Source organism: Mangrovicoccus ximenensis (assembly GCF_003056725.1).
GTDB classification, from domain to species: Bacteria; Pseudomonadota; Alphaproteobacteria; order Rhodobacterales; family Rhodobacteraceae; genus Mangrovicoccus; species Mangrovicoccus ximenensis.
Genome location: NZ_QBKZ01000004.1, coordinates 328,831 through 350,812 on the forward strand (window position 1 = coordinate 328,831; position 21,982 = coordinate 350,812).

16 protein-coding genes and 5 pseudogenes are annotated in these 21,982 nt (G+C 68.1%); 13 read left to right on the forward strand and 8 right to left on the reverse strand.

All coding sequences use genetic code 11. From position 1 onward, the window contains the following. Positions 1–37: 37 nt before the first annotated feature. The 3 genes and pseudogenes from C7T91_RS10725 to C7T91_RS10735 all read left to right on the forward strand — a co-directional run. Entirely contained in the window at positions 38–715 is a 678-nt protein-coding gene (locus C7T91_RS10725) for a fused DSP-PTPase phosphatase/NAD kinase-like protein (protein ID WP_108259215.1), read from the forward strand. Then, on the forward strand, positions 712–2,505 hold the full coding sequence (locus C7T91_RS10730; protein ID WP_108259216.1) for an ABC transporter ATP-binding protein: 1,794 nt from the start codon (positions 712–714) through the stop codon (positions 2,503–2,505). The genes C7T91_RS10725 and C7T91_RS10730 overlap by 4 nt, the downstream gene beginning before the upstream one ends. A 755-nt stretch (positions 2,506–3,260) precedes the next feature. Next, positions 3,261–3,401, forward strand: a pseudogene (locus C7T91_RS10735) (transposase domain-containing protein); the annotation flags it as partial. A 355-nt stretch (positions 3,402–3,756) separates the two neighbouring features. Here the strand turns inward: C7T91_RS10735 and C7T91_RS38450 are convergent. After that, positions 3,757–6,954, reverse strand: a pseudogene (locus C7T91_RS38450) (PA14 domain-containing protein); the annotation flags it as partial. On the opposite strand from C7T91_RS38450, the pseudogene C7T91_RS35380 reads away from it, so the two are divergent. The 5 genes and pseudogenes from C7T91_RS35380 to C7T91_RS10755 all read left to right on the forward strand — a co-directional run bounded on the left by C7T91_RS35380 (position 6,847) and on the right by C7T91_RS10755 (position 9,728). After that, positions 6,847–7,639, forward strand: a pseudogene (locus C7T91_RS35380) (type III pantothenate kinase). The pseudogenes C7T91_RS38450 and C7T91_RS35380 overlap by 108 nt on opposite strands. 50 nt (positions 7,640–7,689) lie before the next feature. Continuing rightward, a complete protein-coding gene (locus C7T91_RS37850) occupies positions 7,690–8,064 on the forward strand; it encodes an MBL fold metallo-hydrolase (protein ID WP_456237843.1) in 375 nt (124 codons plus the stop codon). A gap of 254 nt (positions 8,065–8,318) precedes the next feature. Beyond that, positions 8,319–8,798 (forward strand): annotated as a pseudogene (locus C7T91_RS39355) (ribonuclease J); the annotation flags it as partial. Positions 8,799–9,015: 217 nt separating this feature from the next. Then, a complete protein-coding gene (locus C7T91_RS37860) occupies positions 9,016–9,309 on the forward strand; it encodes a hypothetical protein (RefSeq protein ID WP_269101080.1) in 294 nt (97 codons plus the stop codon). Beyond that, complete coding sequence (locus C7T91_RS10755; RefSeq protein ID WP_108259218.1) at positions 9,306–9,728, forward strand: VOC family protein; 423 nt, start codon at positions 9,306–9,308, stop codon at positions 9,726–9,728. Before C7T91_RS37860 ends, C7T91_RS10755 begins: the two co-directional genes overlap by 4 nt. 1,201 nt (positions 9,729–10,929) lie before the next feature. Here the strand turns inward: C7T91_RS10755 and C7T91_RS10765 are convergent. From C7T91_RS10765 to C7T91_RS10785, 5 genes are all read right to left on the reverse strand, one after another. Continuing rightward, positions 10,930–12,006, reverse strand: a complete 1,077-nt coding sequence (locus C7T91_RS10765; protein ID WP_108259220.1) for a GntR family transcriptional regulator — start codon at positions 12,004–12,006, stop codon at positions 10,930–10,932. Beyond that, positions 12,006–12,794 (reverse strand): amino acid ABC transporter ATP-binding protein, encoded by a 789-nt coding sequence (locus C7T91_RS10770; RefSeq protein ID WP_108259221.1) that lies wholly within the window; start codon positions 12,792–12,794, stop codon positions 12,006–12,008. The genes C7T91_RS10765 and C7T91_RS10770 overlap by 1 nt, the downstream gene beginning before the upstream one ends. A gap of 1 nt (position 12,795) precedes the next feature. After that, positions 12,796–13,455 (reverse strand): amino acid ABC transporter permease, encoded by a 660-nt coding sequence (locus C7T91_RS10775; RefSeq protein ID WP_108259222.1) that lies wholly within the window; start codon positions 13,453–13,455, stop codon positions 12,796–12,798. After that, a complete protein-coding gene (locus tag C7T91_RS10780) occupies positions 13,452–14,096 on the reverse strand; it encodes an amino acid ABC transporter permease (protein WP_108259223.1) in 645 nt (214 codons plus the stop codon). The genes C7T91_RS10775 and C7T91_RS10780 overlap by 4 nt, the downstream gene beginning before the upstream one ends. Positions 14,097–14,166: 70 nt before the next feature. Beyond that, positions 14,167–14,991: a transporter substrate-binding domain-containing protein gene (locus C7T91_RS10785; protein ID WP_108259224.1), complete on the reverse strand. Its 825-nt coding sequence runs from the start codon at positions 14,989–14,991 to the stop codon at positions 14,167–14,169. 252 nt (positions 14,992–15,243) lie between these two features. Between C7T91_RS10785 and C7T91_RS38455 the strand changes: the two are divergent. Continuing rightward, positions 15,244–15,441 (forward strand): annotated as a pseudogene (locus tag C7T91_RS38455) (DUF6635 family protein); the annotation flags it as partial. Here the strand turns inward: C7T91_RS38455 and C7T91_RS10790 are convergent. Beyond that, a complete protein-coding gene (locus tag C7T91_RS10790) occupies positions 15,407–16,717 on the reverse strand; it encodes a DEAD/DEAH box helicase (RefSeq protein WP_108259225.1) in 1,311 nt (436 codons plus the stop codon). The pseudogene C7T91_RS38455 and the gene C7T91_RS10790 sit on opposite strands and share 35 nt — an antisense overlap. 514 nt (positions 16,718–17,231) lie before the next feature. On the opposite strand from C7T91_RS10790, the gene C7T91_RS10795 reads away from it, so the two are divergent. Continuing rightward, positions 17,232–18,176: a glycosyltransferase family 8 protein gene (locus C7T91_RS10795; protein ID WP_456237844.1), complete on the forward strand. Its 945-nt coding sequence runs from the start codon at positions 17,232–17,234 to the stop codon at positions 18,174–18,176. A gap of 284 nt (positions 18,177–18,460) precedes the next feature. On the opposite strand, the gene C7T91_RS10800 is transcribed toward C7T91_RS10795, so the two are convergent. Then, a complete protein-coding gene (locus tag C7T91_RS10800) occupies positions 18,461–20,038 on the reverse strand; it encodes a peptide chain release factor 3 (RefSeq protein WP_108259227.1) in 1,578 nt (525 codons plus the stop codon). A gap of 56 nt (positions 20,039–20,094) precedes the next feature. Here C7T91_RS10800 and C7T91_RS10805 point away from each other — a divergent pair, with 56 nt between their 5' ends. The 3 genes from C7T91_RS10805 to C7T91_RS10815 are packed head-to-tail and all read left to right on the forward strand — an operon-like array spanning position 20,095 to position 21,782. After that, a complete protein-coding gene (locus tag C7T91_RS10805) occupies positions 20,095–21,003 on the forward strand; it encodes a protoglobin domain-containing protein (RefSeq protein ID WP_108259228.1) in 909 nt (302 codons plus the stop codon). 3 nt (positions 21,004–21,006) lie between these two features. Further along, positions 21,007–21,363: an STAS domain-containing protein gene (locus tag C7T91_RS10810; protein WP_108259229.1), complete on the forward strand. Its 357-nt coding sequence runs from the start codon at positions 21,007–21,009 to the stop codon at positions 21,361–21,363. After that, on the forward strand, positions 21,363–21,782 hold the full coding sequence (locus C7T91_RS10815) for an anti-sigma regulatory factor (protein WP_108259230.1): 420 nt from the start codon (positions 21,363–21,365) through the stop codon (positions 21,780–21,782). Before C7T91_RS10810 ends, C7T91_RS10815 begins: the two co-directional genes overlap by 1 nt. Positions 21,783–21,982: the final 200 nt, after the last annotated feature.

Here is a 21,982-nt window from a genome sequence, read left to right on the forward strand (position 1 = left end):
TTTCCCGAGGCGGGACCGCGCAGATGGCGGCAGGTACATGAATCCGATCAAGGCGCGGTTCCGCGAGTTCGAGCACAAGATGCGCAAGAAATACGGGCGCAGGATCGGCACCCCGGCCGAGCGGCGCCAGGCGATGCTGCATTTCCACCTGCTGGATCACGGCATCCTGCGCACCGTGTGGTGGAACATGGAGCAGATCGCGCCGGGCATCTGGCGGTCGAACCAGCCCTCGCCGCGCCGCGTCGCGCATTATGCCAAGATGGGCATCCGCACGATCATCAACCTGCGCGGCGAGAAGAAGCATTCGCCCTACCTGTTCGAGCGCGAGGCCTGCGCGCGCCACGGCATCACGCTCCTCGACATCGAGCTGTCGGCGCGCAAGCTGGTGCCGCGCGAGAGCCTCATCGAGCTGATCGGGCTGATGCGGCGGGCCGAACGGCCGATGCTGATGCATTGCAAGTCGGGCTCCGACCGGGCCGGGTTCGCCGCGGTGATCTACCTGGCGGTGGTCGAGGGCCGGCCGATCGCCGAGGCGCGCCGCCACCTGCACTGGAAATACCTGCATCTGAGCAGCACCGATACCGGCATCCTCGACCATGTGCTCGACGTGTACGAGGCGGAAAGCCGCGAGACCGGGCAATCGCTGGAGGAATGGATCTCCACGCGCTACGATCACGAGGCGCTGACCCGGAGCTGGAAGAGGACACGGAAATGAGCAGACGCGAGACCGAAGTCCCCGACGCAGAGGCCTGGCCGCTGATCTCGTGGCTCTGGAAGCACTACCTGAGCCCCTACAAGTGGCGCGTCGCGATCGCCTTCGGCCTGATGTCGCTCGAGGGCTCGATGATGGGCCTCTTGGCCTACACGCTGAAGCCGATGTTCGACAAGATCTTCATCGGCGGCCAGGTCGAGGCGATGAAATGGGTCGCGCTGGCGATCATGGCGATCTTCATCGTGCGCGGCGTCTCGAGCCTGGTGCAGAAGCGGATCATGACCTGGGTCGGCCAGGTCTCGACCGCGCAGATGCGCCGCGACCTGCTCGCGCATGTCATGTCGCTCGACACCGCGTTCCACAACAACCACCCTCCGGGCCACATGATCACCCGCGTCCAGGGCGACGTGGTCGGCATCGGCTCGGTCTGGCGCAGCTTCTTCCTCGGCGTCGGGCGCGACATCATCTCGGTGATCTCGCTGTCGGCGGTGGCGCTGTCGATCGACTGGAAATGGACGCTGATCGCGCTGGTGGGCGCGCCGCTGCTGCTGGCGCCGATCTCCTGGGTGCAGCGCTTCGTGCGCCGCCAGACCAAGCGCGAGCGCGACCTCAGCTCGGACATCACCGTGCGGATGGACGAGATCTTCCACGGCATCAACCAGATCAAGCTGAACGCGCTCGAGAACTACCAGCACCGCCGCTACATGACGCTGCAGGACGAGCAGATCGCGCTGTCGATGCAGACCCAGCTGGGCAAGTCGATGATCCCGCTGCTGGTCGACATGATCACCGGCATCGGCTTCGTCGGCGTGCTCTATTTCGCCGGCGGCGAGATCATCTCCGGCGACAAGACCGTCGGCGAGTTCATGAGCTTCTTCACCGCCATGCTGCTGGTCTTCGAACCGATCCGCCGCCTGTCGAACCTGGCGGGCAGCTGGCAGTCCTTCGCGACCAAGCTGGAGCGGGTGAAGCACCTCTTCGACACCAAGCCGACCATCGTCAGCCTGCCGGATGCCGCGACCGCGCCGCCGCCGCGCCCGGATGTGAAGATCGAGAATGTCAGCCTCGCCTATGGCGAGCTGCCGGTGCTGCGCCACACCACCTTCACTGCCGAAGCCGGCAAGACCACGGCGCTGGTCGGTCCTTCGGGGGCGGGCAAGAGCACGGTGTTCAACGTCATCACCCGGCTGATCGACCCTGACGAGGGCCGCGTCACCATCGGCGGCGTCCCGGCGGCGGAAATCGACCTCGGCACGCTGCGCAACATGTTCGCGGTGGTCACCCAGGAAAGCCTGCTTTTCGACGAGTCGCTGCGCGAGAACATCACGCTGGGCCGCGAGGGCGTCTCGGAGGACGAGCTGGCCCGCGTGCTGGCGGCGGCGCATGTCGACGATTTCGTCGCCAACATGCCGAAGGGGCTCGACAGCGATGTCGGTTCGCGCGGCACGCTGCTGTCGGGCGGCCAGCGCCAGCGGGTGGCGATCGCCCGGGCGCTGCTGCGCGATGCGCCGATCCTGCTTCTGGACGAGGCCACTTCGGCGCTCGACGTCAAGAGCGAGGCGGTGGTGCAGGAGGCGCTCGACAAGCTGTCGAAGGGGCGCACCACGCTGGTCATCGCCCACCGCCTGTCGACCGTGCGCGATGCCGACAAGATCGTGGTGCTGAACCAGGGCGAGGTCGTCGAGGAGGGCACGCATGACGAGCTTCTGGCCCGCGGCGGCGCCTATGCGGAGCTCTACACCACCCAGTTCGGCAGCGATTCCGAGGCCTTCCAGGAAAGCAGCACCGCCTGATCCGCCCGCCGTAGGAGCCGGTTCCGCGGCAGCCGGAGCGGTTGGCGCGGAACTTCTCCCATCGGCGCGCAGGCGATCTGCGGAAGGCTGACCGCGCCGACGGCGGCGGGCCCCGCGGCTTGCACCGGCACGCGGATGAACAGACGGCGCCGGGGCAATCGTTCCGGGTTTTGCCGGGCCCGCTGCCGGAAACTGCCGGGTTATTGCCGATTTGCCGGTGCTCTGGCGCTCCTGCCTCCTGCCGGAACAGGCTTTCGGGCAGCCCGCCGGGGCATCTGTGCCGAGGCGGATCGGCGGTGGCGCCGCCTGCATCGGAGGGGAGGGTCCAGCGGATGTCGCGGACGATCCCGCCGGGACGGGCCTGGGCAGCGCGGGGTGGCAGAACCCGCTGTGCCCGAGCGGCCGATCTTTGGGCAACGTCGGTTGCTTGGTCGGGTCAGGGCAGCGGCCGGGACGCACCGGACCCTGCCGCATGGGACCGCGGTTCGACGGCGTCTCCCGGCGCAAGTTCCGGCTTTCGCCACCGGACGAAGTGCGGCGGAAGAGCCGCCGGAGGGCGGCGGGGCTGCCGCCATGCCGCCGGACACACGGGGCGTCCGGCATGACCGTCCGGTCCCGCATTCCCGGAACTGGCGGTCGGAAGGGCTGTGGAAAGGCCCGGGCGCGGCACGTTCCGCATCCGGCATCCGCGGCCGGTCCGCGAGGTTTGCTGCCGCGCGGGCCGGTGGGATCCGGGGGAAGCCCAGGGCCGCTTTGCCTCTCTGATCGAGACGGCAAAGATCAACGGCGTCGGGCCCTTCGCCTATCTTAAGGCCACGCTGGAGGCGATCGCCGCCAGGCATCCGCAGAACCGGATCGACGAACTTCTGCCGTGGCATTCCAACCCGTCAACCTGAGATCCCGGGAACCCTGCACAGCGCTTGTCCAAGTGCCGTCCGGAGGGGGGGGCGAGGGCCGCCGCAGACCTGCTGCCAGGGTCAGCGCCTCCCGTGCCCGCGGCCGATGGCGGCGCTGAGGCGGTCCATTTTCGGGACCGCGCCGCCCGCGGCAGGGTGTCAGGGCGCGGGGACGGCGAAGGTGCCGGCCAGATCGGAAACCGCCCGCCGCCGCCGGGTCGAGCCGGTAGGCCAGCGCTTCGATCAGCGCCTCGATCGCCGCCGCATCGGCATTGCCGTTCAGCGTGACCTCGATGCCCCCGGCGGGAGACGCGGCGGGCGGCGCCGATGTCGAGACCCGCGCCCCGCCCGAATCCGGCCCGGCCCATTCCAGCGATAGCACCGAACTGCTGGTGTTCTCGAAATAGGTCGCCGAAATGTCGTGATAGCCGGCGCTCAGCGACACGGTGGCCGAGACTTCGGTCGACCCGTGCACGCCGTCATTGTCGATGATCTTCACGCCGTCGACGGTCAGCTGCGATCCGTCATCGCTGCGCAGGTAGAAGGTGTAGTCCCCCGCCGTGTCGATCCAGACCGAGCCGTCGGCCGCGGCGGCGAAGTAATCGCCCGGGCCGCCCGGATAGAAGGTCCCGGAATAGCTGACCGCGGCGACCGCCTCGACATGGTCCGGCGCCGCACCGAAATCGACATCGGCCAGCGCGGAGATGCTCTGGCCGACATTGAAATGCCGCACCACGAACGGCCGGTAGCCCGCCTCCCCCGGCACCGCGGCGAGCTGGCCGATCACCGTGCCCCCGTAGAGGATGCTGCTGCCCGAGACCGAAATCTGCCCCGCCCCGGTGCCCGAGCTGGCGACCGACAGCGTTTCGCCCGCCAGCGAGGCAGGCAGTGCCGCAGAGAGCACCCAGCCATCGAAATCCGCCACCCCGTCGGGATCGAAAGCGATGGCCGCATCGATCAGCTGCGGCGCGGCCTTGGCGGCGGCGGTGGTGAAATGCTGCCCGGCGAACTCGCTCACCTGCGGCGTGGGCAGGCTGGTCACCGACACCGCGTAATCTGCCGGATCGCCGAAGATCCGCTGGTGCACGGCATAGCCCGAGACATCCGGGCCCTCCTCGGCACCCGCGTAGTTGCTGTCCCAGGCGACCACGAAATCATCGCCGTCGAGCGCCAGCAGCGCCGGGCGCTGCGCAGTGTCCGCGCTGGTGCCGGTCGGCAGGCTGACGGTCTCCTCGCCGTCGATGCGCAGCCCGTCCGCGCCGTAGCGCTGGAGGTCGACCGTGCGGTACTGGGCGTAGCTGCCCTGGTAATCTGCGTCATGCCAGCCGATGACGAAGCCGCCATCCGCCAGCGCCGCGACGGCGGGCTGTTGCTGGGTGCCTTCGGTGTTGCCGTTGACCACGAAGGGCGCGTCCAGCGGATTGCCCGCCGGATCGTAGCGCCGCGCCACGATCGACCAGCCGCTGCCGTCATCTCCGCCCTGGGATTGCCAGACCGCGACGAAGCCGCCATGCGTCCCGCCCGGACCGGCCAGCGCCGCCACCTGCACGCCGCTCTGGTCGTTGCTGCCCGTGGTGTTCAGGCGGATCTCGCCGAAGGCTTCCGCGCCCGCCGCGCCGAAGCCGCGCGCCATGGCGGCATAGCCAGACCCGTCGATGTTCTGGCTCTGGTAGCCCAGCACGAAGCCGCCATCCGCCGTCGCCGAGAGCGAGGGATAGTTCTGGTAGCCCGACGAGGTGCCGCTCAGCCGGGTCTCGGCCATCACCTCGGTGACCGGCGTGCCACTGGCCGACAGCGCCAGGATCTTGCCGTAGACCCCGTCGACCGAGCCGTCCTGCCCGCGCGAGGTCCAGGCCGCCGCGACATTGCCGTCGGCCAGCGTCGCCAGCGCCGGCGACCACTGGTAGTTCGCCGTGTAGCCGTTGAGCTGGAAGTCGGCGACGGTCTTGGCGCCCGCCGCGTCGAACCCTGCCATCATGACATGCGACAGGCTGCCATCCCCGGCCGTCGTCTGGTCGCTGCGCCAGGCCACGGCGAACCCGTCGCCCCAGGCGGTGACCGCAGGCTCGTGCTGCCGGCCTGCCGCAGCGTCGTTCACCAGGATGTCGGCGGCGCGCAGGCTGCCATCGGCATTGTAGATCGCGGCGCGGATATCCTCGGAATTGCCGCCGGTGGCGTCGTCGGCAAAGACCACCACCCAGCCGCCATCGGCAAGCCGCGCCATCGCCGGGTCGTACTGGTCGTCAGCCGCCGCCGCATTGACCTGCGTCTCGCCGGGCACCGGGCCGTCGGAATCGGCCTGCGGCGTCACGGCGAAGCTGCCGCGGTCCTGCCAGCTGCGGCCGAGACTGTCGGTCAGGCTGACGGTATAGGGAATGTCCGGGAAGACAGCATCCGAAGGGTTGGCATAGCCGAGCGCCTTGAACAGCGCCTCGACCGCCTCCGCGCCGGCCGCCGCGGTGAAGCTCACCGTGACGCTCTGCTGCCCGCCCGAGAGCGTGCCGATCACGCTGCCCCCGTAGCTGACCGTGCTGCCCGAGACGCCAATCTGCCCCGGCCCGCCGCCCTGGTCGATGACGCCCAGGCTGTGCTGCGACAGCGGCTCGCGGTTCAGGTCGAGATTGGCGAGGTCGAGCGCGAAGACCAGCTGTCCGCCCGCGAAATCCGCGCCTTCCGACGCCGCCGCGCCGACCAGCCCGTCGGCATCGATCGCGGTCAGCCCGGCATTGACCGCGGCTTCCTCCAGCGACGTCCCGGCGAAGCCCGCCACCTCGGGCCGGCTGTCAATCACGAAGCCCTCCGGCGCGCCGAACACGGCCTGCAGGACCGCATAGCCCGAGCCGTCGCCCTCGGTCGCGGACTGGCTGGCGGTCCAGGCCGCGACGAAGCCGCCGCCCTCGGAGAGCGGGCGCGCGGCCAGCGCAGGCTGGCTCTGGGTGACCGAGGTCGATTGCAGGTTCAGCTTCTGCGCCCCGTCGATCCGCCCGCCATCGGCGCCGAAGAGCTGCACCACCGCGTCGCGGTAGATGTAGACCCCGTCGCGGTTGGTGACGCTGTCGTCCTCATAATAGGCAATGGCGAAGCCGCCATCGGCCAGCGCCGCGATCTCGGGCTGGTATTGCGTGTCGTAGATCTGGTCGGAGGCAAGGAATGCGCCGCCCTGCGCAATGCCCGCGGCATCGAAGAGCTGCGCGTAGACGCCCGCATTCGAGCCGTCATTGCTGCCGGTCCAGGCGACGGCCCAGCGGCCATCGGCAAGCTGCGCGACCGCCGGGTCGCTGACCGTGCCGCCGGCCGCCATCGCCGCCCGCGCGATCTGGGAAGCCGCGAAGCCAGCGCGAGGAGCGGCCCGAGAAGACCGAGCGCGCCGAGCGTCCGGAGCGCAGCGAACGTCCGGACCGCAGCGAGCGCGCCGCGCGCCGCGGCAACCGCAAGGACGAGCCCCATCGACTGCGGAAACACCAACACCGTCTTCGCCATCTGGAACGGCCGCGAGCTGCTCGGCCGCTGGCGGATTTCCACGAACCACAGCCGCACCGCCGACGAATACCATGTCTGGCTGTCGACGCTGATCCAGCATGAGAAGCTCGACNGCCACGATCAATTCGGTGATCATCTCTTCGACCGTGCCGCGGGTGGTGTTCAACCTGCGCGTCCTGGCGAACCGCTATTTCAACTGCCGGCCCATGGTGGTGGGCAAGCCGGGCTGCGACCTGCCGGTCGAACCGCGGGTCGATCCGGGCACGCTGGTCGGGCCGGACCGGCTGGTCAACACGGTGGCGGGCTACGACCTCTATGGCGGCGACCTGATCGTGGTCGATTTCGGCACCGCGACCACGTTCGACGTGGTGGGCGAGGACGGCGCCTATATCGGCGGGGTGATCGCGCCCGGCGTGAATCTCAGCCTCGAGGCGCTGCACCAGGCGGCGGCGGCACTGCCGCATGTCGACGTGACCAAGCCCGACAAGGTGATCGGCACCAATACCGTGGCCTGCATGCAGTCCGGCGTGTTCTGGGGCTATGTCGGCCTGGTCGCCGGAATCGTGCACCAGATCAAGGCGGAACGCGGCCGGCCGATGAAAGTCATCGGCACAGGCGGGCTCGCCCCTTTGTTTCAGCAGGGCGATGCGCTATTCGACGTCTTCGAAGAAGATCTGACGATGCACGGGCTGACCGTCATCTACAATTACAACAAGGACCGCGTCGGCGGCCCGGATGAAATGGCGGTACCGGAATGAGTACGGATGAAGTGATCTACCTCCCCCTTGGCGGGGCAGGCGAGATCGGAATGAACTGCTACGTCTACGGCTACGGCCCGAAGGACAAGGAACGCCTGATCGTCATCGATCTGGGCGTCGCCTTTCCCGACATGGACACCACCCCCGGCGTCGACTTGATCTTCCCCGACATCGCGTGGCTCGAAGAGCGGCGCGACCGGATCGAGGCGGTCTTCGTCACCCATGCGCACGAGGACCATGTCGGCGGCGTCGGGCGGCTCTGGTCGCGGCTGAAATGCNCCGGTCTATGCGCGTCCCTTCACGGCGGCCGTGGCGCGGCGCAAGATGATCGAGGCCGATGCGCCGGAGACCGAGGTGACCACGGTCGATCCCTGGCCGCACATGGTCAAGGCGGGTCCGTTNCGAGGTCTCCTATCTGCCGATGAGCCACTCGATCCCGGAAAGCTCCGCGCTGGTGATCGACACGCCGAAGGGCCGGATCGTCCATACCGGCGATTTCAAGCTCGACCGCGAGCCGGGCGTCGGCGAACCCTATGATCCCGATCTCTGGGCCGAGGTCTCGGCGCCGGGCGTGCTGGCGCTGGCCTGCGACTCGACCAACGTGTTCAACCCGAACCCCGGGCGGTCCGAGGTTCTGGTGGGGCCCGAGATCCGCAAGATGGTCGCCGCCTGCAGCGGCATGGTCGTGGCGACGACCTTCGCCTCGAACATCGCCCGCCTGAAGACCCTGGCCGAGGCCGGCCGCGATGCGGGCCGCTCCGTGGTGCTTTTGGGCCGCGCCATGCGCCGCATGGTGCAGGAAGCGATCGAGACCGGCGTGCTGAAGGACTTCCCGCCGACCGTCGCGGTCGAGGACGCCTCGCAGATCCCGCGCGAGAACCTGATGCTGCTGGTCACCGGCAGTCAGGGCGAACGGCGCGCCGCCTCGGCGCAGCTGGCGCGCGGCAAGTATCTCGGGCTCGAGCTGAAGGCGGGCGACACGTTCCTCTTCTCGTCGAAGATCATCCCCGGCAACGAACGCGGCGTGTTCCGGATCATCAACCAGTTCAGCGAGAAGGGCGTGGACGTCGTCGACGACAATTCCGGGCTCTACCACGTTTCGGGCCATGCCAACCGCCCCGACCTGGCCGAGATCCACAAGATCGTCCGCCCGCAGATCGTCGTGCCGATGCATGGCGAGCACCGCCACCTGCGCGAGCACGTCAAGCTCGCCGANGCAGAACGGCTTCAAGGGCATCCTGGCGCCGAACGGCACGATGGTGCAGCTGACCGGCAACGAGCCCAAGGTGGTCAGCTTCGTCGATACCGGCCGCACCTATCTCGACGGCTCCTCGTTGATCGGGGCAATGGACGGCGTGGTGCGCGACCGGATCCGCATGGCGCTGAACGGCCATGTGCTGGTCACGCTGATCATCGACGAGAACGACGATCCGCTTGGCGAGCCCTGGTGCGAGATCATGGGGCTTCCGGCGCATGGCCGCTCGCGCACGGCGCTGGAGGAAATCCTCGAGGACGATCTGGCCCAGGTGATCGGCCGCGCCGATGACGACGTGCTGATCGACGACGACAAGCTGACCGAGGTGATGCGGCGCACCGTGCGCAACACCGCCCAGAACGAAATCGGCAAGAAGCCCGAGGTCACCGTGGTGATCAGCCGGCTGTCCGAATGACCGGCGCGCCCCGGATCGACGCCATCCTGGAGACGGTGCTCTATGTCGCCGATCTCGACCGCGGGCTGGCGTTCTTCCGGGACGTGATGGGTCTGCCGGTTCTGTCGGACCAGGAGCGGCTGAAAGCCTTCGACGTGAACGGACGCGGCGTGCTGCTGCTCTTCGAGAGCGGGGCGACGACCGAAACGGTGCGCTTTCCCGGCGGAACCATCCCGCCGCATGACGGGCAGGGGCCGGTTCACATGGCCTTTGCCGTCGCCGCCGGGGCGCTGGAGCCCTGGCGGCGGCACCTCGAGGCGCAGGGCGTGGCGATCGAGGGCGAGGCCACCTGGCCGCGCGGGGGCCGCAGCCTCTATTTCCGCGACCCGGACGGCCATTGCCTGGAGCTGGCGACGCCCGGTCTCTGGGACGGCTACTGAGAAGGCCGGACAGCGGTGGCGCAGGCCCGGGCCGGGGTTGCACGGGTTCCGGGCAGGCACAGCCCATCCTTTGCCAGGACCGAACGTCCCGCATCGGGGCCGTTGCCGGCCATCGTGACGATGGTCCGCGCGCGCTTCCGAGGCAGCCATGTGCGGCCACGCCTCCTGGCAGCATCAGGACCGAACAGGCAGGCTCGGGCGCCTTGCGCGCGGGCCTGCGGGAAGGTGGAGCGAGGTCCTTGCGTCTCCCCGGGCCACAAGTCCGCAGCGCCGCCGCCCGCGCAGTCATCATTGGTGCGTCATTGGTCCGAGCGTCAATGGCGATGCCGAACTGCAGGACCCAGGCATCCGGGTTGCGAGGACGCCGTTGGCCAAGCTCATGAAAGAGCAAGCCTTTGTCCGCCGTCGCCAGCGGCGCTCGGACCGGTGGCGCAGCCGCTGGTAACTCCGAGGGCAATGGCGAGCCATATCCGCCCGCCGTGCAACGGACCCCGGGCTCCGCGGGCGATCGGCAGCCGGCACGATCCCGGCATTGCGCAGACGCTGTCGGGGCGGAGCGTCCGGGCCGAGGCGCCCGGCTGCAACTGGCTGGCCGGCATCGGCGTCGCCAATGGGCCGGACCAGCGGTGCAACCTTGGCGACTGCCGAGGGAGGAGGGCTGGCTCTTTCTTGCGGCCGGGAAAGAGTTTTCCATCGTGCCGCCGTCGCCATCGTTGTCCGTACCGATGGCGCAAACGATGGCAACTCCGAGCCCAATGGCGGACGCCGCGATTGAGATAGCTGGGAGGGCAGCGGGTCGATGCCGGAGCGGCTCAATAGCAGCCTCGCTGTCGACGCGAGGCGCATGGCGCTGCAGGACCGGCGGCTGCCACCGGGGCTGATCTGCCATTCGGACCGCGGGGTCGAGGATGCGGCCAGTGACTGCAGGCGGCTTCCGGAGGCGTGGAAAGTCGGCGCGTCGATGAGCCCTGAAGGCGGTTGCCTGGAGTAAAGCTGGTCCGCTTCTGCGGAGCGAACGGTCCGGGGGGACCGTTCGAAGGCACGGAACGCTCCCATGGAGCGCGTCTCCGGCGGGCTGAAGAACGCAGTGGTTTACCGCCCCGGGTTCGGGGCACGCCAATAGGCGAAAGCCTCACTGTTCGAATGTTTCGCATCTTCTGCAACCGGCAGCGCCGCCGCTCTGGCATCGGCGCACGGACCGCTACGCAGGCAAGGACCGACATGGCCGCCGCAATGGCCGCATCCTGATATCGGCCCAGTCCGGGAGCCGGAGCAAGCTGAGCACGGGCCTGCGCCCCTTGCAGGCATCTGAAGACGGCATGTCTGCGGCTCCCGGACTGGCGTGACAGGAATAGCGGCAGCCCCGGATCGCGGCGGCTGCGCAAGTTGCAGCGGCACAGGCCGCCCGCCGCGAGTGCGCGTGAATTGCCGCAGGCGGGACGCAGGGCCGGAACGAAAAAGGGGCCCGAAGGCCCCTTTCCCGAATTCGGCGGACTTTCCGCTCAGGCTTCTGCGGCCTGGCGGCGTTCCTCGAAGCTCTGCGCCATGAAGCTCGGCATGTGATCGCCCATGCCGAGAACCCGCATGTCACCAACGGCCACATGGTCCGGCGCAGCCTGAATGCCGACAATGCCGCGCTCAGCTCGGGGCTCGGGCTGGCGCTCGGCGTCGCGGCCGGCGCGCTGACCGGCAGCGCCGCCTCGCCGGCATCGGCGGCGACGGCGGAAATCTGGTTCTCGGCGGCGCTCCAGGGCACGTGGTCGAGCAGCCAGAGCCCGGGTGCGGCCTCGGCGAAGGGCTCGGCCTCGGCCTCGGGGACGCAATCGAGGAAGATCAGCCGCTCCTCCAGCGTGAAGGGCTGGCCGTCGGAGCGGTGCAGGCAGAGCACGTCGAGCACCGGCGCGCCTTCGGGCACGTCATGGCGGGCGGCCTCCTCGAAGGCGAGGCGCCGGAACGTCCGCGACAGGATCTCGTGGCAGTAGCGGCCGCCCATCGCCTCGACATCTTCGCGCACGTCGTGGATTTCGAGGATCGAGACATGCGATTTCTGCGGCAGCACGACCGAGCCCACGCGGCGGCGGCGGCGGATCAGCCCGGCCTGCGCCAGCTGGGTCATCACCTTGTTCACGGTCATCCGCGAACAGCCATAGGTGTCGCTCAGCTCCAGCTCGGAGGGCACCTGATGGCCCGGCGGCCAGTCCCCCGAGAGGATCTTGGCCTCGATGTCGCCGAGGATCGTGTCATGCAGCGACTTGGCGGGTTCGGGTGCCTGCTCCATCACCGCAGCATCTGCGCGCCGCGGTCGAGATACGTGTCGAGGAACTGCTCCAGCCGCGGGTGGCGCGGTGCGGCGAAGACGGTTTCGGGCGTGTCGTGGAACAGGAGCTGGCCGTGATCGAGGAAGCAGACATTGTTGCCCACCGAGGCGGCGAAACCGATCTCGTGGGTGACGACGACCATGGTCATGCCCTCGTCGGCCAGCGCGCGCATCACGTTCAGCACCTCGCCGGTCAGCTCCGGATCGAGCGCCGAGGTCGGCTCGTCGAAGAGCATGATGGTCGGCTCCAGCGCCAGCGCGCGGGCGATGGCGACGCGCTGCTGCTGGCCGCCGGAAAGCTGCGACGGATAATGCCCGGCGCGGGCCTCGAGCCCGACCTTGACGAGCTGCGCCATGGCGCGCGCCTCGGCCTCCTTGCGGCCGAGGCCCCGCACCCGCCGCAGCGCCATCGACACGTTGCCGAGCGCGGTCATGTGCGGCCAGAGGTTGAACTGCTGGAACACCATGCCGATTTTCGAGCGCGTGCGACGCAGTTCGGCGGCGGTCTGGCGGCGGCGCTTGCCGTCCTTCTCGGAGAACCCCAGCGCTTCGCCTTCGATCTCGATCATCCCCGCGCTCGCTTCCTCGAGGAAGGCCATGCAGCGCAGCAGCGTCGACTTGCCGGAGCCCGACGGACCGATCAGGCAGCTGACCTGGCCGCGCGGCACTTCGAGATTGATGTCCTTCAGGACCAGCGTATCGCCGAAGCGTTTCGACACGTTGCGGACGGAAATGGCAGGCTGGGTCATGTCAGGCACTGTAGGTTGAGAGGCGGCGCTCGGCGAGGCGGCCCAGGAAGTTGGCGAGTTCGACGAGCGCCCAGTAGACCAGCGCCAGGACGACGATGGACTCGACGAAGGCGTATTGCTGCGAGCCGATGGCCTGCACGGTCATGGTCATCTCGGGAACGGTGATCAGCGACAGGAGCGCGGTCTCCTTCAGGAGGATCACCGCCATGTTCATCGACGGCGGCAGCACCAGCAGCGCCATCTCGGGCAGCTGGACATGCAGGATCGTCTGCATCCGGGTCAGCCCGACGCAATCCGCCGCCTCGGAATGGCCCGGCGGCACCGACTGGAAGCCCGCCCGGAAGATTTCCGCGTAATAGGCGGCGCCGTAGATCGTCAGCCCGAGAAGACCGGCCGCGATCGGGTCGAGGCGCAGGCCGATATAGGGGCCGCCGAAATAGAGCAGGAAGATCTGCACCAGGAAGGGCGTGCCGCGGATCACCTCGACCGGCACCGACAGCACCAGATCGGCGAGGCGGCCGCCATAGCGCCGCGCGGTGGCGACGAGGAAGCCGAGGATGGCGGCCAGCAGCGTGCCCGCGACCCAGATCAGGATGGTGACGCCGAGGCCTGCGAGGATCTGCGGCGCCTTGGCGAGGATGACGGCGAAATCGAAGCTCATTTGGCGGGCAGTCCCGGCAGGGCCGCCTCGGCGCGGCGCCCGGCGATGGCGACGATCCAGTTGATCGCCAGATAGATCAGCCCGGCGGAGGCGAAGATCGGCAGCGGCATGTAGGTGGAGGCGGCGAGGTTCTGCGCCATCTTGGTCAGCTCGATCATGCCGACGACGGAGACCAGCGAGGAGGATTTGAGGATCAGGATCGCCTCGTTGACCAGCGCCGGGAAGGTCAGGCGCAGCGCGATCGGCGTGCGGATCCAGATGAAGCTCTGCACGGGCGAGAGCCCGGCCATCTCGGCCGACTCGATCAGCCCGCGGGGCACGCCCTCGAAGCCGCCGCGCAGGTTTTCCGCCTGGTAGGCGGCGGTGCAGAGCGACAGGCCGATCAGCGCTGTCGTCAGGCTCGACAGGCTGATGCCGATGGCAGGCAGCAGGTTGAAGATCAACAGGAGCTGCACCAAGAGCGGCACGCCCCGGAAGAAGGAGATGAAGATCCGCGCGAACCAGACCAGCGGGCCCAAGCCCGACATCCGCATGGCCGACAGGCCGATGGCAAAGGCAAGGCCGAGCAGGATCGAGGTGACGCTGACGAAGATCGTCATCAGCGACGCCTGCAGCAGCAATTCGAAAAGTTGCCAGGTCATGGAAGCGTCCTGCGGAAAACGCGGCGCGGCGGGGGAGAGAGAAGGAAAACCCGCCGCGCCGCAGCCGGCATCAGATGTTCGGATCGGTCACGTAGTCGGGCATGTCGAAGGTGGTTCCGAACCACTTCTCCTGCAGCGCCGCCATGCGGCCGTCCTCTTTCATCGCCAGCAGGATCTCGTCGATCTTGTCCATCAGCGAGGCGTATTCAGGTTCGATCCGGCCCGGATAGCCGAAATAGGTCGGCGTGCCGAAGGCCGGCTTCACCACCTTGAAGACCTCGGGGCGCTGGCTGGCGACGAAGGCGATGTTCGGCAGCGAGTTGGCCACGGCTTCGATCCGGCCGGCCGCGAGATCGGCATAGGACTCGTTGAACGAGACGTATTCCTTGATGTCCGAGGGCGGGGTCGGCAGCGTCTCGGCAAAGGCCTGCAGCTGCGCCAGCTGCGCGGTGCCGGTGCCGGCGCCGACGGGCTTGCCCGCGATGTCCTCGGGGGTCTCGATCTCGCATTTCGCGCAGGCCAGCAGCGCCACGGTCGCCTCGGCCACCGGCGTGGAGAAGCGGTAGCGCGCGGCACGCTCCTTGGTGATGGTCGCCGGGCCCGCAACGACGTCGAACCGGCCCGCTTCGAGGCCCGGCAGGACGCCGGTCCAGTCCAGCGTGATCCATTCCAGCTCGACGCCCATGTCCTTGGCGATCTCGGCAAAGACATCGACATTCAGACCGGTATGGGTGCCCGCATCGATATAGTCGAAAGGCGCGAAGGCGGTCTCGGTGCCGACCTTCAGCACGCCCGCCTCCATCACGCGCGCCAGCGCGTCCTGCGCCTGTGCGGCGATCCCGGAGCCGAGGGTCAGAGCCGCCCCGGCCAATGCCGCGAAAATCTGTTTACGCATGTCCTTGCTCCCTGTGCGCCCCTGCGGGGCTTCGTCTATACGGTATCCGTCGGCCGCGCGATCGGCCTTCCCTTTTGTGTATACAAATACAGGAAAGCGACAGGGTCGATCACGGCACCGGGCAATTCCGCTGCTGATTGCCTGTTATATGAGCGGAACCTCGCCGGCCAGCCCAAAACCGCGCCACTCACTTTTCCGCCAAGCCCGAAGAACGCCCTGAAACCCCTGCAAACCCGTGCTAGCATAATCGCCATGTCCCATGACGAGTCTTCTCTTTCCCCGGAAGCCGAAGCGCAGATCCGCGCCTTCATCCGCCGCAATTTCGGGTTGCGCGGCACCCTGTCCCTGCACCGCCACGCGCTCGGCTGGGACCTGCTGCGCGCCCCGGCCAACGTGCTGCTCGCCGGCCTCGCCTTCATCGTGCGGGTGGCGATCTGGCTGCTGCACCGGGTCGGCTGGAAAAGCGCGGGCACGCGGCTCGGCCGCATCCGGCTGGCATTTCCGACCGCGCTGGGGCGCGCTTCGGGGCGGGGGCCTCCTCGGCGGGGGCCTCTTCGGCGGCCTTGCGGGCCGTCGGCGCGTAGGGGCTTTCGACCCGCGGCACGTCCTTGCCGAGGAGCTCTTCGACCGCGGCCAGCTGCTTCTCGTCGGAGGGCACGCTGATCGTCAGCGCGGTTCCCTTGCGTCCGGCGCGGCCGGTGCGGCCGATGCGGTGGACATAGTCCTCCGGGTGGTTCGGCACGTCGAAATTGAAGACATGGCTGACATTCGGGATGTCGAGTCCGCGCGCCGCCACGTCGGAAGCGCAGAGGATGCGGATATTGCCGTCACGGAAGCCCTGCAGGACCTCCATCCGCTTCGACTGGTCGAGATCGCCATGGATCGGCGCCGCGTTGTAGCCGTATTTGGCCAGCGATTTCGCGACGATGTCGACATCGGTCTTGCGGTTGCAGAAGACGATCGCGTTGGTGCAGGCCTCGCCTTCGCTGTCGATCAGCGCGCGCAGCAGCGCGCGCTTCTCGGTAGCCTGGCGGTCCTTGCGCGACGGCTTGTAGCAGACGACGCCCTGGGTGATCGTCTCGGAGGCGCTGGACTGGCGCGCCACCTCGATCTTGGCGGGCGAGGACAGGAAGGTGTTGGTGATCCGCTCGATCTCGGGGGCCATGGTGGCCGAGAAGAACAGCGTCTGCCGGGTGAAGGGCGTCAGCGAGAAGATCCGCTCGATATCCGGGATGAAGCCCATGTCGAGCATCCGGTCGGCCTCGTCGACCACCATGATCTGCACGCCGGTCAGCAGGAGCTTGCCGCGCTCGAAATGGTCGAGCAGGCGGCCGGGCGTCGCGATCAGCACGTCGACGCCGCGGTCGATCAGCGCGTCCTGCTCCTTGAAGCTGACGCCGCCGATCAAGAGCGCCTTGGTCAGCTTCATGTGCTTGGTGTAGGTGTCGAAGTTCTCGGCGACCTGGGCGGCGAGTTCGCGCGTCGGCGCGAGCACCAGCGACCGCGGCATCCGGGCGCGCGCCCGGCCCTTGCCGAGAAGCGTGATCATCGGGAGCGTGAAGCTCGCGGTCTTGCCGGTGCCGGTCTGGGCGATGCCGAGCACGTCCCTGCCTTCCAGCGCGGGCGGGATCGCTCCTGCCTGGATCGGGGTGGGGGTCTCGTAACCCGCTTCGTCAATGGCTTTGAGGACCTTGGGGTCCAGTTTGAGATCGGTAAATTTCGTCATCAGCGTCCTGTCGAGGCGGCATCGGGCCGCCGGTCATCGGAAGGACGCATTCGGTCGCGCGTCCTGCGTATTTGTCCGCTTGGATGTGGACACGGCGCTACTACAGCAAAAGAGCTTCTGGGTCAACGCGACCCGGGCCGGCCGCGTGCAGGTGTGGCCGGACGGTGCCTTGCAGCCACGCCCGGGGGCGGGTGCGGCTCCGCAGCATTGACTTTTGCGAATGCGCGACGGTATCTGCGACGGGCGCTTTTGGACGGCGCATGCGGAGGAGGGCGGCATGAGCCTGGTAAAGAAGCAGAACCGCGGTGCATCTCACGAGAATGCCGTGATTTTTGCCTGCGATCATGGGCACTTCCCCCTGGCCATGTTTGCCGCGGACCGCATCCGGCGGATCGAGCCCGGCCCCTTCGACATCGTCATCGCCATGCCCGACATTTCGAAGGTCCGGCCGCGCGACATGGACGGTCCGGTGCGCATCTGCGAGATCGACATCTCGGCGCTGCCGCAGGTGCCGATGGTCAAGGAATGGATCAGTTTCGGCACCTATTTCCGCTGGGTGCTGCCGAACATCTTCGCCGACGAGTACCGCACGCTGTTCTATCTCGACACCGACACCTACCAGCGCCGCCCGGGCCTGCAGACCGTGTTCGACACGATCGCGCCGGACGTGCCGCTGGCCGCGGTGACCGAGCTGATCCGCCCGGCCAATCCCGGCTCGGTGGGCGACACCAAGTTCAAGGAAAAGCTCCGCGACCTCGGCGGGCGCAACGGCGAATACTACAATGCCGGCGTGCTGGTGATGCAGCCGGAGCCGTTCCTGGCGATGGACGGGCTGCGCCGCTTCCAGGATGCCGCAGTGCGCAATGTCGAGTTCATGCCGCTGCACCGCGACCAGGACCAGGGCGCGATGAACCTTGCCTTCGCCGATGACATCGTGCCGATGAGCCCGCTCTACAACTGGCGGACCCGCGACTGGATGAACCCGCGCTTCACCGAGGAATACGATCCGGTGGTGCTGCATTTCGCCGGGCCGCTGAAGCCTTGGGACCGCCACGACAACCCGTTCTTCCGGATGTTCGAGCCCGATTACCTGGAATACCTGTCGCGGGAATTCCCGGAATTCGAGCGCAAGACGCCGCATGGCTCGGCCGCCTGGCGCTACGAGAACCCGCGCCACAAGATCAAGCTGTTCGAGCATATCCGCGTGGCGCTCTACCGCCGCCGGGCGAAGAAGAAGTTCCTCAGGACCTGGTACGGNCGGCGACATGGACGCGAAGCGCGCGGTCATGGACAAGGCGATCAGCGCCTCCGTCGTCGGTTAGGCCACGTTCCATCCATTTCCGGTCGGAAGACCCGGCTGGAGGCTCATGCGGACCGGCTGCCGCTTGTCCGTCTCGCCGGGGCATCCGCCGCGCGCCGATGGGCGGCGGCGCCGCAGTTCCGGCCGACGGCTAGCTGACGGGGGACGACCTGCCTGTCCGGACCCGCGTGGCGNGACCCCGGCTGCCCGGTCCCGGNCATCAAGGTGCATGGCTGNCTTGCGGTGAACTCGGGCGCCCGCGGGCCAGANAAAGACCGCAAAGTGCCGTNCTCCCGCNGCGCGGGTCNCGGGGACATTCCGTCCGCGGCCAATCTCTTNCCGGGGGGCTCCGNCAGGGANGCCGGGCGCAGTCCGCCCGGCTTCGCNGGCGGGCCATCGGCATTTCGGCAGCTNGCCGTGCAGATGGCCCCGAGCNTTGGGGTCTAGACCATCATTTCCTTGGTGGCCGAGAGGGTCAGGTCGGGATAGTCGCGCTCGATCCGGTCGATGTCCCATTGCAGGCGCGTCAGGTAGACCATGTCGCCGTCATTGTCGGCGGCCATGTGGCCCTTGTTGGTGTCGACGAATTTCTCGAGCTTGTCCTTCGGCCCCGTGACCCAGCGGGCCGAGGTGAATTGCGACGGCTCGAAGCGCACCGGCAGGCCGTATTCCAGCTCGATCCGGCTGGCCAGCACCTCGAATTGCAGCGCGCCGACCACGCCGACGATGAAGCCCGAACCGATCATCGGCTTGAAGACCTTGGCCGCGCCTTCCTCGGCGAACTGCATCAGCGCCTTTTCCAGGTGCTTGGTCTTCATCGGATCGCCGGAGCGCACGCCCTGCAGCAGTTCCGGCGCGAAGCTCGGAATGCCGGTGACGCGCAGCGCCTCGCCTTCGGTCAGCGTGTCGCCGATCCTCAGCTGCCCGTGGTTCGGGATGCCGATGATGTCGCCCGCCCAGGCCTCTTCGGCCAGCTCGCGGTCGGAAGCCAGGAAGAGCACCGGATTCGAGATCGCCATCGGCTTCTTGCTGCGCACATGCGTGAGCTTCATGCCGCGCTGGAAATGCCCGGAGGCCAGCCGCAGGAACGCGACGCGGTCGCGGTGCTTGGGGTCCATGTTGGCCTGGACCTTGAAGACGAAGCCGGTGACCTTCTTCTCGTCCGGCGCGATCTGCCGGGGGCTGGCGGATTGCGGCTGCGGCTCGGGGCCGTAATTGCCGATCCCGTCCATCAGTTCCTTGACCCCGAAGGAGTTGATCGCCGAGCCGAACCAGATCGGCGTCATCGTGCCGTCCATCACGGCCTGCGGGTCGAGCGCGGGCAGCAGCTCGCGCGCCATCTCGATCTCCTCGCGAAGCTGCGCCAGCAGCTCCGGCGGGACATGCTCGGCAAGCTTCGGATCGTCGAGCCCCTCGATGGCGATGCTCTCGGCCACCTTGTTGCGGTCGGCGCGGTCCATCAGCTCCAGCCGGTCGCGAAGCAGGTCGTAGCAGCCGAGGAACTCGCGCCCCATGCCGATCGGCCAGCTGGCAGGCGTCACGTCGATCGCCAGGTTCTCCTGGATCTCGTCGATGATCTCGAAGACGTCGCGGCTTTCGCGGTCCATCTTGTTGCAGAAGGTCAGGATCGGCAGGTCGCGCAGGCGGCAGACCTCGAACAGCTTCTGCGTCTGGCTTTCCACGCCCTTGGCGCCGTCGATCACCATGATTGCCGCGTCCACCGCGGTCAGCGTGCGGTAGGTGTCCTCGGAGAAGTCCGAGTGGCCGGGCGTGTCGACGAGGTTGAACCGGTAGGGCCCGAAATCGAAGGACATCGCCGAGGCCGAGACCGAGATCCCGCGGTCCTGCTCCATCTTCATGAAGTCGGAGCGCGTGCGCCGCGCCTCGCCCTTGGCCCGCACCTGGCCGGCCATCTGGATGGCGCCGCCGTAGAGCAGGAATTTCTCGGTCAGCGTCGTCTTGCCCTTTCTGAAGGTTCTCCGGACCCCGGACGGAAAGCCGGGGGCCGGTTCACCAATCATTATCCGTTTTTCCGCCAAGCTCGCCCAGGCAAAAGCACAGGCTTGCGGGATTTCAAATGGATGACATCATTGCGTCCTCGGGCGGCCGCCACGGTCCTCCGGGGGGCCAAATCGCCGATCAGCTCAGATGGTTCGACATCACCGAAACCGACCGCCGCCAGGCAGAGGCGCTGGCGGTGACCGCGGACGAGCTGGCCGAACAGATCATCGAGGATTTCTATGCCCATCTGCTGAGCTTCGACGACGCGCGGCGCCATTTCCGCAGCGACGAGCAGATCGCCCGGGTGAAGAAGGGGCAACTCAAGTATTTCCGCGAACTGGTCACCGCGGCGCTGGACGAGGATTACGTCCGCAACCGCCGCCAGATCGGCCAGATCCACGAACGCTCCGGGGTGACGCCGACGCTCTATGTCGGCGCCTATGCCTATTACCTGCACCGGCTCGGCCACCGGGTGATGGACCGGATGCAGGACGACCCGGGCCGCGCGCTGGCGCTGCTGCTGTCGCTGATCAAGATCGCGCATTTCGACATGGCGCAGGCGCTGGAAACCTATGTGGAGGCGCGCGAGGCGACGATCGAACAGCGGGAGAGGGAAATGAGCGAATTGCCGACCCCGGTGCTGCAGCTGCGCGACGGGCTCCTGCTGATCCCGGTGGTGGGCACGCTCGACAGCTACCGCGCGCGCAGCCTGACGGTGAAGCTCCTGGAAGGCATCCGCGACCACCGCGCCCGCGCCGTGGTCCTCGACATCACCGGCGTCGCCGCGGTCGACAGCGCCGTCGCCAACCATCTGATCCAGACCATGACCGCGGCGCGGCTGATGGGCGCCTCCTCGGTGCTGACCGGGCTTTCCGCCGAGGTCGCGCAGGCGCTGGTCAAGATAGGGGTCACCGGCGAGGCGCTGCGCACCGCGGGCGACCTGCAGCACGGCATCGAGATGGCCGAACGCATGCTGGAGATCTGAGCCATGCCGGTCCGCGTCCCCATCCTGCGCCAGGGCCGCACGCTGATCGCCTCGATCCAGGAGGATCTGAGCGACAGCGACATCCTCGCGCTGCAGGCCCGCGTGCTGGAGGACGTGATCCGCCACCGCGCCACCGGCGTGATCTTCGATGTCAGCGCGCTCGACGTGCTCGACAGCTTCGGCACCCGCACGCTCAGCGACATTGCCGCCGCCGTGCAGCTGCGCGGCGCGCGCATGGTCATCGTCGGCATCCAGCCCGAGGTGGCCTTCTCCATGGTGCTGCTCGGGCTCACCCTCGCCGACGTGCCGACCGCGCTCGATCTCGAGACCGGGCTGGCGATGCTCGGCAGGGCCGCCTGATGACCGGCCTCGACCTCGCCGCGCCGCAGATGCAGCGGATCGAACGCGACGGCGACGTGGTGGCCGCGCGCCAGATCGGGCGGCACCTGGCGGCCGAGATCGGCTTCAGCCGTCCCGAACAGGCGCTGATCGCCACCGCAATCTCGGAACTGGCGCGCAACATCGTCTCCTATGCCGAACGCGGGATGATCTCCTTCGCGGCGGTCGATGCCGAGCGGCGCCAAGGGCTGCGCATCACCGCCGAGGACCGCGGTCCGGGCATCGCCGACATCCACGCCGCGATGACCGACGGCTTCTCCACCGGCAACAGCCTCGGGCTCGGCCTGCCCGGCACCCAGCGCATCATGGACGAATTCGACATCCGCTCCGCCCCCGGCGAAGGCGTCACCGTGACGGTCGTCAAATGGAAATCGCGGTAGCCCAGGGCACGATACCGTCCGGCACCGCGGGCCAGGAGCTGGGCTGGGGCGTCGCCTCCAGGCCGAAGATCCGCGGCCAGGCCTCGGGCGACGGCTACCTGATCCGCCGCGTGGAGGACAACCTGCTGATCGCGGTGGTCGACGGCGCCGGATCCGGACGGGAGGCCGCCGCCGCCGCCGAGGCCTGCCTCGGCAGCCTG